The organism is Paenibacillus sp. FSL H8-0317, assembly GCF_045040685.1.
In the GTDB taxonomy this organism is placed as follows: Bacteria; Bacillota; Bacilli; order Paenibacillales; family Paenibacillaceae; genus Paenibacillus.
Window position 1 is genome coordinate 1,901,684 of record NZ_CP150294.1, and the last position, 13,454, is coordinate 1,915,137.

16 protein-coding genes are annotated in these 13,454 nt (G+C 45.9%); 14 read left to right on the forward strand and 2 right to left on the reverse strand.

The window, feature by feature from the left end; all coding sequences use genetic code 11:
- Positions 1–94: 94 nt before the first annotated feature.
- The 9 genes from MHB43_RS08825 (at position 95) to MHB43_RS08865 (ending at position 5,457) form a co-directional block, all read left to right on the forward strand.
- Entirely contained in the window at positions 95–676 is a 582-nt protein-coding gene (locus MHB43_RS08825) for a DJ-1/PfpI family protein (protein WP_405131775.1), read from the forward strand.
- The gene (locus MHB43_RS08830; RefSeq protein ID WP_405131776.1) at positions 673–1,251 is read left to right on the forward strand and encodes a GNAT family N-acetyltransferase; all 579 of its coding nucleotides are present in this window, start codon (positions 673–675) and stop codon (positions 1,249–1,251) included. The genes MHB43_RS08825 and MHB43_RS08830 overlap by 4 nt, the downstream gene beginning before the upstream one ends.
- Positions 1,248–2,123 carry a serine/threonine protein kinase gene (locus MHB43_RS08835; RefSeq protein WP_405131777.1) on the forward strand — a complete coding sequence of 292 codons (876 nt, stop codon included), beginning with the start codon at positions 1,248–1,250 and terminating at the stop codon, positions 2,121–2,123. Before MHB43_RS08830 ends, MHB43_RS08835 begins: the two co-directional genes overlap by 4 nt.
- Positions 2,124–2,220: 97 nt before the next feature.
- Positions 2,221–2,592 carry a hypothetical protein gene (locus MHB43_RS08840; protein WP_405131778.1) on the forward strand — a complete coding sequence of 124 codons (372 nt, stop codon included), beginning with the start codon at positions 2,221–2,223 and terminating at the stop codon, positions 2,590–2,592.
- Between the two features lie 59 nt (positions 2,593–2,651).
- Positions 2,652–3,311 carry a GNAT family N-acetyltransferase gene (locus MHB43_RS08845; protein WP_405131779.1) on the forward strand — a complete coding sequence of 220 codons (660 nt, stop codon included), beginning with the start codon at positions 2,652–2,654 and terminating at the stop codon, positions 3,309–3,311.
- Positions 3,312–3,389: 78 nt separating this feature from the next.
- The gene (locus MHB43_RS08850; RefSeq protein ID WP_221822843.1) at positions 3,390–3,530 is read left to right on the forward strand and encodes a hypothetical protein; all 141 of its coding nucleotides are present in this window, start codon (positions 3,390–3,392) and stop codon (positions 3,528–3,530) included.
- A gap of 66 nt (positions 3,531–3,596) precedes the next feature.
- Entirely contained in the window at positions 3,597–3,983 is a 387-nt protein-coding gene (locus tag MHB43_RS08855) for a hypothetical protein (RefSeq protein WP_405131780.1), read from the forward strand.
- Positions 3,984–4,098: 115 nt separating this feature from the next.
- Positions 4,099–4,881, forward strand: coding sequence for a glutamate racemase (gene murI, locus MHB43_RS08860; protein ID WP_405131781.1), 783 nt, complete (start codon positions 4,099–4,101; stop codon positions 4,879–4,881).
- A gap of 24 nt (positions 4,882–4,905) precedes the next feature.
- Positions 4,906–5,457 (forward strand): histidine phosphatase family protein, encoded by a 552-nt coding sequence (locus tag MHB43_RS08865; protein WP_405131782.1) that lies wholly within the window; start codon positions 4,906–4,908, stop codon positions 5,455–5,457.
- 69 nt (positions 5,458–5,526) lie between these two features.
- On the opposite strand, the gene MHB43_RS08870 is transcribed toward MHB43_RS08865, so the two are convergent.
- Positions 5,527–5,889 (reverse strand): DUF423 domain-containing protein, encoded by a 363-nt coding sequence (locus tag MHB43_RS08870; protein ID WP_076252477.1) that lies wholly within the window; start codon positions 5,887–5,889, stop codon positions 5,527–5,529.
- Between the two features lie 64 nt (positions 5,890–5,953).
- Complete coding sequence (gene coaA, locus MHB43_RS08875) at positions 5,954–6,883, reverse strand: type I pantothenate kinase (protein WP_036610217.1); 930 nt, start codon at positions 6,881–6,883, stop codon at positions 5,954–5,956.
- A gap of 192 nt (positions 6,884–7,075) precedes the next feature.
- Between coaA and MHB43_RS08880 the strand changes: the two genes are divergently transcribed.
- The 5 genes from MHB43_RS08880 to MHB43_RS08900 all read left to right on the forward strand — a co-directional run bounded on the left by MHB43_RS08880 (position 7,076) and on the right by MHB43_RS08900 (position 13,452).
- Complete coding sequence (locus tag MHB43_RS08880) at positions 7,076–7,864, forward strand: DUF3891 family protein (RefSeq protein ID WP_339183435.1); 789 nt, start codon at positions 7,076–7,078, stop codon at positions 7,862–7,864.
- A gap of 238 nt (positions 7,865–8,102) precedes the next feature.
- Entirely contained in the window at positions 8,103–8,585 is a 483-nt protein-coding gene (locus MHB43_RS08885) for an 8-oxo-dGTP diphosphatase (RefSeq protein ID WP_339183437.1), read from the forward strand.
- A 386-nt stretch (positions 8,586–8,971) separates the two neighbouring features.
- Positions 8,972–9,457: a GNAT family N-acetyltransferase gene (locus MHB43_RS08890; RefSeq protein ID WP_339183439.1), complete on the forward strand. Its 486-nt coding sequence runs from the start codon at positions 8,972–8,974 to the stop codon at positions 9,455–9,457.
- 52 nt (positions 9,458–9,509) lie between these two features.
- A complete protein-coding gene (locus tag MHB43_RS08895) occupies positions 9,510–9,944 on the forward strand; it encodes an NUDIX domain-containing protein (protein ID WP_339183441.1) in 435 nt (144 codons plus the stop codon).
- A 634-nt stretch (positions 9,945–10,578) separates the two neighbouring features.
- On the forward strand, positions 10,579–13,452 hold the full coding sequence (locus MHB43_RS08900; protein ID WP_405131783.1) for a 2-oxoglutarate dehydrogenase E1 component: 2,874 nt from the start codon (positions 10,579–10,581) through the stop codon (positions 13,450–13,452).
- The last annotated feature ends 2 nt before the right edge of the window (positions 13,453–13,454 follow it).

Here is a 13,454-nt window from a genome sequence, read left to right on the forward strand (position 1 = left end):
AGCGCGTGACCGGGTGAAGGAAGCAATGGAACGGGATCGGAATCAGAAACATAATCAGGATGCTCCAAATTAAAACGCGGAGGTGACCAATGAAATGAAAATTGCATTCGTTTTGTTTGATGGACTGACTTTCCTTGATTTTGCAGGGTTTTATGATGTGGTCAATCGGTTGAATTTCTTTGAACCTACCAAAGGAACGACGTGGGAAACTTGTGCCATGACAGATCAGGTCACGGATGAGTCTGGTCTAACGTTGAAGGTGGATCGGGTGAAGCCTGACCTGTCGGAATATGATCTCGTGTTTATCCCCGGGGGCATGGGAACGCGCAAGCTTCGATATGACGAGGCATTTGTAGGTTGGCTGAAACAGGCTGAGTCTGTGCCTTTGAAGGTTTCGGTGTGCACAGGCTCTCTGCTGCTGGGTGCAGCTGGTTTTTTATCTGGCAAAAAAGCAACAACACATCCCCGTGCATATAATTTGCTTGAGCCATATGTCACTGAGGTGATTCAGAAGCGGATTGTAAAAGATGGAAATGTAATTACAGCCGGTGGAGTAGCCACGTCCATTGATCTGGGGATTTATGTTGTTGGGTTGCTCGCAGGACAGGAAGCGGCAGCGAATGTAAAACTTCAGATCGATTATCCTTATGAGATGCAGGGAGTGGTCGAAGAATGAATGAAGGCCGAAAGCAAGAGCACTATACCATTCGCAATATTCAGCGGGATGAAGCAGACATTTACTGGCCTTTGCGACTGGAAGCACTGAAAACACATCCTGAAGCCTTCGGGGCTTCGTTCGAGTTGTCCATTCAACTCCCCATGAGTGAAGTGCAGGAGCGCATACATAATGAACCGGATGATTATATTCTGGGAGCATACACAGAAGAAGGAACCTTGGCGGGAATGATGGGTTTCAAAAGAGAGTACGGCCTAAAGCTCAGGCACAAAGGCATGATCTGGGGCGTCTATGTTGCTCCACCATATCGGGGAAGTGGGCTGGCTTCACGCTTGCTTCGCGAGGTGCTGGATCGGGGAAGGCATCTGGAAGGTATCAAGCAGATTAATCTGAGTGTAGTGACAACCAATAAATCAGCCCGACGTTTATACGAGCGATATGGATTTGAAGTCTACGGCATCGAGCGTAACGCATTGGAAGTCAACGGTCAGGGATATGATGAGGCGCATTTGAATTACTTTTATACAGAGCCCTCAAGATTGGATGATGATATCACCACAGGAGGAGTCCGATGACAGATCAGGTTGAACATGAGATCGATGGTGTTTCCTTTGTCTTAAAAGAGTCTCATTCTTTCGATTGGTTACGGCCCTTGGGTACGGTCTTTCGCGTATTCGATCAGCAGGATTCAGGGAATCTCTCCTTCGGTATCGTGCAAAAGGATGGAAAACGATTGTTCGTTAAATATGCGGGAGCACATACAATTCATGCGAATCATACGGGAAGTCCCCCGGAAGCCATTCGTAATCTGAAATCATCTGTTTCTGTTTATGAAGATTTGGCGCATGACACGTTGATTCGACTAACGGATCATTTTGCAACGGATGAGGGTTATGCCTGTGTATTCGATTGGGTGGATGGGGAGTGTCTACATTCCCACTGGTATTTTCCGCCTCCGGCCAAGTATGAAGATCCGCGTTCACCCTATTATCGGTTCAGACAGCTTCCAGTGGAGACACGCATTCGGGCGATGGAACAGATTCTGGATTTTCATATCGAGGTGGAACGAAGAGGTTATGTAGCTGTTGATCTGTATGATGGCAGTCTGATCTATGATTTTGACAGAAACTTTATGAAGATTTGTGATATCGACTTGTATCGGAAGGGCTCTTTTACCAATACCATGGGGCGTATGTGGGGATCTTCCCGCTTTATGTCACCCGAAGAGTTTGAGCTAGGCGCACCCATAGATGTGGTTACCAATGTATTCAACATGGGGGCAATGGCGTTTGGGTTGCTTGGTGGGGAGAAAGATCGTTCCTATGAGAGATGGGATGCCGGAGAAGCGTTGTATCAGGTTGTGATACGTGCAGTGAGCGATGATCGGTCCGAGCGGTACGCATCGATTGCGGAACTTGGTGAGGCCTGGAAACAAGCTACGATTTAAGGTCAATGAGTTAGTGGTTGGATTTTCGCAAATATGCAAAATCCATTCGTATATGTGTGTGAAATCCCGTATAATGGAAATTATTAAGGGGGTGCAGATGATGTGCAGATATGCCTTGTCAGGACCATATAAAGACATCTATGCATGTTTCATTTGTCGCAAATCATTTAAACAAGTTTCCAGACATGACCTAAGCCCTGAGGTGGTGGCCCAACTTGAATATAAGTGCCCACAATGTGCCACGTCTATGGTCAGCATGGGACACGATTTCCAGGCGCCCAAGCAAAATGATACCAAACAATGGACCAAAGTGATGATGTTGTATCGTCATGGTTATACCTATCATAATTGCGGGTGCGGGGCTGGATATCGCCCGGCTGATTTACGTGAATTATCCGATTTTCTGGAGCAGCAAGAAGCTGGTAAAGGCAGTGAAGGCAAACGATTATTGCAAAGGTTAACTTCATAGTTATGGTTCCAAAATCCAACCTGTCGTCTATGGAAATGTTGAAAATACAGGTGAGCACGTTGTATACAATCAATGAGCAGCAGCGTCTATTAAGCATTAACGAGCCGGGTGGTGGGCAGGCTCCAGCCATTTTTATCGGCATGACTTCTGCTGGTTCACTGATCTATTACCATGAGCAGTTACCGCCGGATTTAATGAATGAATTGGGTAAGGATTGCGAGCTTCCGTTGGATATTCCGAAACTAATTCGCAAGGTGGAAACCTTTGAGCCAGTTAACCGTGTGTGGATGGGACCCGCCTATGCTTTTCCTGAGTCATCTGACGAGTGGAATCAGAAGGTTCAGTTGATTGGTCAGGAGCAGCATTATTTGGTGGCAGAGAATTTCCCTGAATTAACAGATCACTTGTATGAAAAAAGCCCTGTTGCCGCTTATGTTATTGGTGATTCTGCTGTGGCAGTGTGTTGCTCCGCAAGGCTCTCCGATTATGGGGCGGAAGCGAGTCTATATACGGCACCGGGTTATAGAGGACATGGATATGCAGCGGAGACGGTAAAGTGCTGGCAGTATTATGTCAAGGAGCGTGGACGCATGCCAATCTACAGTACATCTTGGGATAATCTCGCTTCACAGCAAGTTGCCCGTAAACTGGGATTAATTCAGTTCGGTGTGGATTTCAGTATCACAACTGTAGATTTGAGGAAGGACTGTGATGTCTGATGATCCGCACTTTCGTACAAAAGGATCTGCAGTATGTCATTGATGCGCATATCCGAATCTATCGAAACGAGTATAATTATGATCATAGCTTTGCTGAATTTATCACCCATAGGGGCGGGTGGATTATATCAATCTGTGGGCTTTGAAGTGAAGGAAGTCCGCAAGCAGATGTTGTCAGGTCAGGAGCTTACCGAAGAACAATGGGAACTTGTTCTGTAGTTGGCCGGGGCTTGAGCATGAAAGCCGAATCTGTTGCGTTAACTCGTTGTTGAAAGGAGTGGGACGGTGAATCGCAGAAGACTGATTCTGGGTTTGTTATCCGTATGCACAGCATTGACGGTAGTTGCATGTTCGACTCGGACAGAAGACCAAGCATTATCAGCAACCATTGAAAGCAACCTGCAGCAGATGGTTAGCGACCCTGTTCTCCTGACCAGCAGCAATCCGAATGATTATATTGCTGGTAACCGGGAGGCTTACAACGACATCTTGAATACAGGTGAGGAAGGATTGCATTTGCTGCTACAGCAGCTCGAATCCAGTCCGGATAATGGTCTCAAGGAATGGATCATGGCTCAGGCAAGTACTGAGTTGCTTGGAGAGCATAACCCCGTAGAGGCATGGCATAGTGGCAAGGACTGGCTCAGACAGTATAAAATGAACGTAGAATAATGGTTTATCATTCTAGTGTGTGATGAGCCGGAAGTACAAACCTCACCTCCAGTCAGCATGAGCAGCATTGAGAGGTTCTTGGAACCCGAAAGAATACATTATAGAGGTGAAATCCTTGACTAAGAAAATTGCCTTTTTTGATTCAGGCATCGGTGGTTTAACCGTTTTGCATCAGGCATTACAACAGTTTCCGGAAGAAAAATTCCTGTATTACGCGGATACCCTGCATGTCCCATATGGAACGAAGTCTGCGGATGAGGTTAGAGGACATATTTTTGATTGTGTGGAAGCCATCATTCAGGAGGATGTCCAAGCAATCGTGATTGCTTGTAATACAGCAACAAGTCTGGCTGTGAAGGATCTGCGCGCCAAGTACGATATCCCGATCATTGGCATGGAGCCTGCGGTGAAACCAGCCGTGGAGATGAATCGTGACAGTGGGAAAAGAGTGCTTGTATTTGCCACGGCCCTCACTTTGAGCCAAACCAAGTATAACGAACTGGTATCGCGTGTTGATGATCACCACAGTGTGGATTCCATTGCGCTGCCGGAACTTGTGGAGTGGTGTGAACAGCTGGATTTTGATCCGGGCAAAATCGCTGATTATTTCCGGTTCAAGCTGGCAGATCTCGATCTTCATGGGTATGGCACAGTGGTGCTTGGTTGCACGCATTATCCATTCTATACGTCCATTCTGCGCACGGTTCTGCCCGATCATATACAGATTATTGATGGCAGTACAGGCACAGTGAACCATCTGAAGCAGCGGCTTGGGCTGGTGGCTCAACATGGAGACAGAACAGGGGATCAGGTCACTTTCCTCAGTTCATCAGGCCGACCGGAAGAGCAGGAGAAGATGTACAGTGCACTTCAATATCTTGAGATGAACTCCAAGTAGGTTACGCCATAGGAGGTGATAGCTATGCAGTCCATTTATCTTATCCGTCACGCTAAGGCCACAGGGCAGGAACCCCATGCAGAGCTTACAGATGAAGGGATCAGGCAGGCTGAAAAACTTGCAGATATCTTGGCTCATCACGCCATAACATATATTGTCTCCAGTCCATGGAAAAGGGCCGTTCAGACGGCTATGCCACTGGGCATAGCAATGCTGCAACATATACATACGGATGAACGTCTCCAGGAGAGGGTACTTAGCTCTCTTGATCTGCCTAACTGGATGGATGTACTGAAACGTACATACGATGATGTGGATTGGGTGGAAGAAGGCGGGGAATCTTCTCGAAACGCTGCTGCAAGGGGGCTGGCACTACTGGAAGAGTTGTGGAGCAGACCGGAACAGCATGGGGCCGTGGTTACACATGGGAACTTATTATCACTGCTTATTCGTGAGTATGAACCATCCTTTGGTTATGAAGAGTGGACCAAACTGTCTAACCCGGATGTGTATGTGCTGGAGCGACAACGGCCAGATGCAGGGCTATCCACCATTCGAAGAATTTGGACAGATTAAACAGTAAAAGAGTGCTCCAGCGATATTATATCAGCCAGAACACTCTTTTCGTTTATCCACGGGGCAAGTTTACAATGCGGCAATCATGATCATAACCCATCCAGCCAAAAATGCGACTCCGCCAAGTGGGGTAATGGCTCCCAATTTGCGAACACCCGTTACACTTAAAACGTACAGGCTGCCAGAGAACAGGATGATCCCGGCGAACATCAGCCACCCGGCAAGCATGACGAGCGAAGAGGATTCAAGGCGGTCTGCCAGCAGTCCGATCAGGATGATCCCAAGTCCGTGGATGAGGTGATATTGAACACCGGTTTCATAGATTTTGATCATGTCAGCGGATAGTTTGCGCTTGAGCGCGTGTGCGCCAAAAGCGCCCAAAGCAACAGCCAGGAACATCATAATACTGCCGAGTATAATCAGGGTTTGCAATGTGTCTTTCTCTCCTTTTAAGGGTAATTAGATATAACAACAAAGTGTACTGCACGAGTGTTGTCTACAGTTTGCGCAATTGAATCTGCCCAATGGAGTGATCGGCTTCCTTTTTCAGAATCAGTCTGGCACGCCCTTTGGTTGGCAAAATGTTTTCATGCAGGTTTTTGGCATTGATATCCTGCCAAATCTGGTTGGCTGTACGCACGGTTTCTTCTTCATCGATATTGGCGAATCTTTGATGGAAAAAGGAATCCGTGTTCTGGAACGCTGTGTTGCGAAGCAGCTTGAAACGCTCAACGTACCAGTGTCGTATATGCTCTTCTTCCGCATCAATGTAGATGGAGAAATCGAAGAAATCACTAACCAGCAAAGGCGTTTCCTTTTTGATCTGAAGTACATTGATACCTTCAATTATGAGAATATCCGGTTGACAGATCTGCTTCTCTTCTCCTTGAATGACATCGTAGGCGAGGTGAGAGTAGACGGGTGCTTTCACTTCCGGCTTGCCAGATTTCACATCACCCATGAACTGAATCAGGGATTTGATATCATAGCTTTCCGGGAATCCCTTGCGGTTCATGATGCCCTTCTCTTGCAGCACCGCATTGGGATATAAGAAACCGTCGGTGGTGACAAGGTCAACCTTCGGACTATTCTTACCTCTGGCGAGCAGTGCCTGTAGCAAACGGGCCGCTGTACTTTTGCCCACGGCAACACTTCCCCCGATTCCAATGATGTAGGGGGTGGGGAGAGCTTCTTTTTTCATAAAGGAGGCCGTTAGTTGATTCAACTCTCGTGAAACTCTTGCATATAGGTCAATAAAGTGGGTAAGAGGCAAATATATATCTTCGACTTCTTGAATCGATACCTCTTCATTCAATCCCTTTAACTGTTCTAATTCGGCTTCCGTCAGTGGAAGAGTGGTCTGATGTTCTTTAAGTTCAGCCCATTCCTTGCGGTTAAACTCGATGTAAGGAGAGTATAAATTCATGAGATCCCGCTTTCTGTATGTAATATAATTGTGGACACAACCTAGTGTATCAAATTTCAGGAAACTGACAACACCTTTACATTGTGCACTTCATAATGCCTTTCGTCAAAATGGAGCGAAATACAACTTATAGGAAAGTTTAACCCAATTTATGTTAAAGTCAACGTATACCATGCGGAAGGGTGACAGCACATGATCGTATATGAGAGAGAGCATGATTTTGTTTTGACCGCACAGCATGAGCATGGATTAGTAGCCGGAGAGATGGCTTTCCACTGGAAAAATGAATTATTAGCTGATGCTTCGCATCGGGATGAATTGATTCTAGCGGCCAAGGAACATGACCGTGGCTGGATTGAACTGGATTCATCTCCGTTCTGGAATGATTTCAGTCAATCGCCGTATTCGTTTCGTGATTATCCATTGCGTCCGCGTTTTGTATTCTACCATAAAGGGATTGAAGAAGTCCGTCAGAAAAACCTCTACGCCGGATTATTGTGTAGCTTGATGTACACGGAGCTATTTCAGAAAAATCTGGGGGCCAATGCTCAGGATGATGATGACATCCGAGATTATCTGCAGCAAGAACACAAACGTCAGCTGGATTGGGAGAAACAGCTTGGTGGTGATGCTGAAGCACTGAAACAGAGGCTGCAAAGTGATGTGGAGATCATGCTTTTCTGTGATCAGCTCAGTCTGTTCCTCTGTATGGAGGAACCTGGAACACCTGCTGCGCGTTATGATTTTTTTGCAGAGGGGCTCAGTTGTACGTTTGATGCCTGTTCCAGACAGCCGATTCAGGCAGAGTGGTTATCGAATGAAAAAGTAGGCCTGTCTTTTTTCCCGTTTGATGAGGACTTTACGATCGTTTTACCATATAAATCGGTGCCAAAGGCAAGTATCCGCAAATTTGGTATGCAACAGGCTTATCGCCGGGCTGAATGGAAGGAACGCCGGGTGTTGATTACGGAATTGAACTGAGAACTGGAAACTCCAGGCTTGAGGAAAGACCAGCATAGAATATCACAAAACAGGCGGGCTTCTGATGTACAGGTGTACAGGGCGTCCGCCTTTCGTATGCATATATATCATCATAGACTATACTGTGAGACCGGTGTAAATACGAATGAATCAGAGTGGGAATAAAGAAGGAAAACACAGGTTATTCCCAGAAATGTTAGTGTACAGCAGAGAAGCGCATGTTAGTAGGAGGACGAATATGGATACTAGAATAGAGATATTAACAATGTGTATGGTATGGGACAAAATGAATGATCAGGTGTTGTTAATGAATCGGCCGGATCGCAAAGGATTTCCGGGATACATCGCTCCTGGGGGGAAGGTAGATTTTCCGGAGAGTATCGTGGATGGTGCCTTGCGGGAGGTTCTGGAGGAGACGGGGCTAGTAGTCAATGAGATTACGTATAAAGGGCTTGATGAGTTCTGTGATCCCGAACAAGGGTTGCGGTACATGGTATTTAACTATTTGGCGACTTCATTCGAGGGTCAATTATTGCAAGATCCGCCCGAAGGCGAACTGTTATGGGTGCCTATGAAGCGGGTTTTTGAGCTGCCTATGCAGGATTGGTTTGCTGAACGTCTCCCGCGTTTTTTCCAAAAAGGTACTTTTGAGCGGAGTGTGATCTGGGAGAAGTCATCCGGACGTACACTGCAAGAGACATTTATGATTTATAGCGATTGAGTACTTGAACAGAGTTAGACCCAATAAGTTAAACCGTCAGAAGGAGTAAAAATCATGGGATACTAGCATGCCCTGCAAGGATACAGTGCGGCGACGCTTGATGGGGAATGGAAATTAATTCATGAGCATTTAAGCTTGGGTTAGGATAAAAATAATGCCTCAAAATGTATCATCCATATCTATATATTTATATCCAAATATTATGATATAATGAAGTTTACTATTTTTATAGGAGATGACTAGTCTGTGGGTAATAGTGTGTGATTAATAGATTGAGTAAACTAGTTTGTTGAAATGAAGAATGATATATTTGTGGATTTGCCATACATAGGCTTCTGCAAACAAGACGTAAATGAATATTGTACGATGAAAAGGTGGAGATTGGCATGAAATTGTCGTTCCGGATTTTGGACTGGGAAGAAGAGAGACCCTACGAACTTTTATTGATGGCTGATCCTTCAAAAGCAATTGTGGATGAGTACCTGAGTCGGGGTGTTTGTTTTATTGCCGAATATGAAGGAGAGATGGTTGGGGAGTTCGTATTGTTGAAGACTCGTCCAGAGACTGCGGAGATTGTTAATATTGCCGTACAGGAAGAACTGCAGGGACAAGGTGTAGGCAAACACATGATTAAGGAAGCGATGGAAGCTGCACGTAGATTGGGCTGCCGGATTCTCGAGATTGGAACGGGCAACTCCAGCTTTCATCAATTGAAGTTATACCAACGTTGCGGTTTTCGCATCATTGGGGTTGATCGTGACTTCTTTGTGAGGCATTATGAGGAAGAGATTATAGAGGATGGTATCCGTTGTGTGGATATGATCCGTATGGCCATAGATCTGGATGCTTTTACAGAGGATGAAAAGAAATAGGAAGTAATCGCTGAAGTAAGGTACATCTTACGGACGAGAGGAAGAGATGTAAGTGGATCGATATACACATATTGGGGTATATGGCTTGGTCGCTTGGGAGCACAAATTCCTGTTGATTCATAAGGCTCGGGGAGCATATCAGGGGCAATGGGATTTACCAGGCGGAAGGCTGGAATTTGGTGAGCAGCCAGTGGCTGCTCTTCATCGTGAGATTGAAGAAGAGACGGGCCTGACCCATCTACAATTGGTGATTAATTCTGCGGAGTCATGTCTACTGGAATGGGTGCATCAAGGTGAGCCGGAAGAGCTGCACCATATCGGGATGTTGTATGATGTTGCTTTGACCGCAGCCAGTCAGCCGAATCATATCAAAAAGGAACCCGATGGTGAAGATTCGTTAGGAGCGGACTGGTTTACACTGGAGCAGGTTAGAGAACTGTCTCTAACGCCGTTTGCAGAGTATATGATTAGTCAAAGTAGAGCTTGAGGCGCATCATCAACTCTATTGTTAACTTAAATTTGCTGAATCCAAAGAAGCTGCTCGGATAATTCATGTCTGGGCCAGCTTTTTGCTGTTGGTCACTTGAAGAAAACCCCAATTACTTGTTGAATGTGACGTCAAATGGTTAATGTTTAACTTGACGGTTTGTTTTTGAACATAATGGACCACAATTCAATTAAGGAGGTAAAATGGGAGATCGTATGCCTATTTTGTTGTAATTAAGCGTTTGTTGTTCTACCCAAATTGATCGATTTATTCGATTCATCTAATTTATGCATCAATTGGACTAAAAATAGGAAATGCTCCTGAGCGTAAAAGTTTATAGAATAGATAGTAGAACACGGACTTCACTTGAAGAAGTGGAGAAAGTGTAACCTTCGAACGGATCAGGACAGTATTCGACATCTGTGCGACGGTATATACAATCATTGTTTTACTTTGATTTTGAAAACGCAGACAAACCTTGACGGGAGCGTCGGACTAACGTTACTACCACCAACAGCACGATTATTGGACTTCATGAAAAATTTCGCTTAAAATGTTGAACGAACGCAAATTACGGCTTAGTCAATGATTTCCGTCAAAAACTTATGACTAAATCAAGACGGAGGGAACGTCGATGACGATCGTGGAAGGCAACAAGAAGCCCTGGGAAAGTTACTATGGCCCCAATATGGGATACGTACAGGAACAATATGAATTATTCACTCAAGACCCTGGTTCGGTTACACCGGCTTATCGTGAACTATTTGAACAATGGGGTGCACCGCCGATGTCTGGCAGGGATGCACGCACAACTTCGAATTCCGGCAACGCCCAATTGGCTTCCGGAAGCGTAGACATTCAATTATTACAGAAAGCGGTTACAGCGGGTAAACTGGTATGGAACATCCGTACCTATGGTCATCTTGCTGCAGATATAGATCCGCTTGGAATCAGTGAAGATACAGACACATCTTTGCTGGAACCTCAGCATTTTGAATTAAACGAAGAAGATCTGAAAGCTTTGCCTGCTTCCCTGATCTGGGAAGGTGCAGATGGGCAGACAGCAACCGGATGGGATGCAATCCAACGCTTGCGTCAGATATACACTGGACCCATGGCCTATGAATTTAGTCATGTACACGAAGTACAAGAACGTGAGTGGCTGAATCGTCGTGCGGAATCCCGTACATCACCAGCTCCACTTACGCCGAACGAACGTAAGGCTTTGCTGGAACGTTTGGTTGAAGTCGAACAATTTGAAGATTATCTTCACAAAACATTTGTTGGGCAGAAACGTTTCTCCATCGAAGGTAACGATGTGCTCGTGCCGATGCTGGATGAAGCTGTTCGCATCATGGCGGAAGCCGGATCAAGCCACATTCTGATGGGGATGGCCCACCGTGGACGGTTAAATGTACTGGCTCATGTTTTGGGCAAACCGTACAGCAAAATTTTCTCTGAATTTCATCATGCTCCGAACAAAGATCTGGTTCCATCGGAAGGTTCGACTGGAATCAACTACGGTTGGACGGGGGATGTCAAATATCATATGGGTGCCAACCGTTTTGTAAAAGACGGGGAAACTGTACAGGCACGCCTTACTCTGGCGAATAACCCAAGCCATCTGGAATATGTTAATCCGGTTGTACAAGGGTTTGCTCGTGCGGCTCAGGATGACCGTCGTGATCCTGGATATCCGAAGCAGGACGTGACGAAGGCAGCTACTATTTTGATGCATGGTGATGCAGCATTCCCTGGCGAAGGGATCGTTGCCGAGACGCTTAACTTCAAAGCTCTGCCAGGATATCAGAATGGCGGAACCATCCATATTATCGTCAACAATCGTCTGGGTTTCACTACAGATAGCGGTGATTCCCGTTCAACGTATTACGCAAGTGACCTTGCTAAAGGGTACGAAATTCCGATTGTACACGTGAATGCGGACAATCCGGAAGCTTGTATTGCAGCCATTCGTATGGCAGCAGAGTATCGCAATCGTTTCAAAAAGGATTTCCTGATCGACTTGATCGGTTACCGTCGTTACGGCCATAATGAAACCGATGATCCAGAAACGACTCAACCTATCGTTTATGACAAGGTGAAAAACCATCCAACGGTAAGCCACCTGTATCAGGATCAGTTGAAACAGGAATCGGTTATCGATGATGCGTCCATTACGAGCATTCGCGATGGAGTAACGAACAAATTAAAAGAAGCTTATGACCAGATGAAGAAAAATGAAGTACATGAATATTATCAACGAAAAATCAGTGAACCGGAAGCTGTTACGATTACGCCGACTGCGGTACCACTGGAGAATCTGCGCAGCATTAATGCCGATCTGCTGAAATGGCCTGAGAACTTCAACGTGTATCCGAAGTTACAGCGGATTTTGCAACGTCGGAGCACTTCCCTGAACGAAGGGGAAAAAGTGGATTGGAGTCTTGCGGAGACACTCGCATTTGCAACCATTCTGGCAGATGGCAAGCCAATTCGGATTAGTGGACAGGATGCCGAGCGTGCTACATTCGCTCATCGGAATCTGGTGTTGCATGATTCGGAGAATGGAGCAAAGTTCTGCCCATTACATCACTTGCCACAGGCAAGAGCATCCTTTGCAATCTATAACAGTCCGTTGTCTGAAGAATCCGTTGTTGGATTCGAATATGGCTATAACGTATATTCACCAGATACATTGGTCATTTGGGAAGCTCAATTCGGAGACTTTGCCAACTGTGCACAGGTTATATTTGACCAGTTTGTATCAGCGGGCCGCGCCAAATGGTCTCAGAAGTCCAGTCTGGTGATGTTGTTACCACATGCGAATGAGGGTCAAGGACCTGAGCATACAAGTGCTCGTCTGGAACGCTTCCTGCAGCTTTGTGCAGAAGACAACATGACGGTTGCCAACTTGTCGAGTGCATCCCAGTACTTCCACTTGTTGCGTCGTCAAGCCTCGTTGACTGAAACGGAAGATGCTCGTCCACTTGTGATGATGTCACCGAAAAGTCTCATTCGTAACCCGCGTGTTGCATCACCGGCAGTTGAATTCAGTGAAGGCAAGTTTGAACTTGTACTGGAACAAGCTGGACTGGGGACACAGCCGGATCGTGTAGAACGCATTATTTTGTGCAGTGGCAAGATTGCCATCGACCTGGAAGATGCTATTGAAAAAGATAAAGCAGATCGGTCATGGCTTCACATTATTCGTGTGGAACAGTTGTATCCGTTCCCGGCAGAAGAGATCAAACGTGTCCTTGCACGTTTCAGCAATGTAAAAGAACTGGTATGGGTACAGGAAGAAAACAAAAACATGGGTGCCTGGACATACATGGAGCCTCGTCTTCGTGAAGTTGCCCCGGAAGGCACAACCGTTAGATACGAAGGTCGCCCGGAACACGCAAGTCCTTCCAGCGGTTATCAGCTTGTGCATAGTATGGAACAGCAACAGATTATTACATCTGCGTTGAAACAAACGACGAAGAATAATATTCCACTGGGGAGGTAACA

What these genes read in the sequence shown, in the direction of transcription:
- MHB43_RS08825 (WP_405131775.1), top strand. Translation starts at nt 95, where the DNA reads ATGAAAATTGCATTCGTTTTGTTTGATGGACTGACTTTCCTTGATTTT.
- MHB43_RS08830 (WP_405131776.1), top strand. Translation starts at nt 673, where the DNA reads ATGAATGAAGGCCGAAAGCAAGAGCACTATACCATTCGCAATATTCAG.
- MHB43_RS08835 (WP_405131777.1), top strand. Translation starts at nt 1,248, where the DNA reads ATGACAGATCAGGTTGAACATGAGATCGATGGTGTTTCCTTTGTCTTA.
- MHB43_RS08840 (WP_405131778.1), top strand. Translation starts at nt 2,221, where the DNA reads ATGATGTGCAGATATGCCTTGTCAGGACCATATAAAGACATCTATGCA.
- MHB43_RS08850 (WP_221822843.1), top strand. Translation starts at nt 3,390, where the DNA reads ATGATCATAGCTTTGCTGAATTTATCACCCATAGGGGCGGGTGGATTA.
- MHB43_RS08865 (WP_405131782.1), top strand. Translation starts at nt 4,906, where the DNA reads ATGCAGTCCATTTATCTTATCCGTCACGCTAAGGCCACAGGGCAGGAA.
- coaA (WP_036610217.1), bottom strand. Translation starts at nt 6,883, where the DNA reads ATGAATTTATACTCTCCTTACATCGAGTTTAACCGCAAGGAATGGGCT.
- MHB43_RS08880 (WP_339183435.1), top strand. Translation starts at nt 7,076, where the DNA reads ATGATCGTATATGAGAGAGAGCATGATTTTGTTTTGACCGCACAGCAT.
- MHB43_RS08885 (WP_339183437.1), top strand. Translation starts at nt 8,103, where the DNA reads ATGGATACTAGAATAGAGATATTAACAATGTGTATGGTATGGGACAAA.
- MHB43_RS08890 (WP_339183439.1), top strand. Translation starts at nt 8,972, where the DNA reads ATGAAATTGTCGTTCCGGATTTTGGACTGGGAAGAAGAGAGACCCTAC.
- MHB43_RS08900 (WP_405131783.1), top strand. Translation starts at nt 10,579, where the DNA reads ATGACGATCGTGGAAGGCAACAAGAAGCCCTGGGAAAGTTACTATGGC.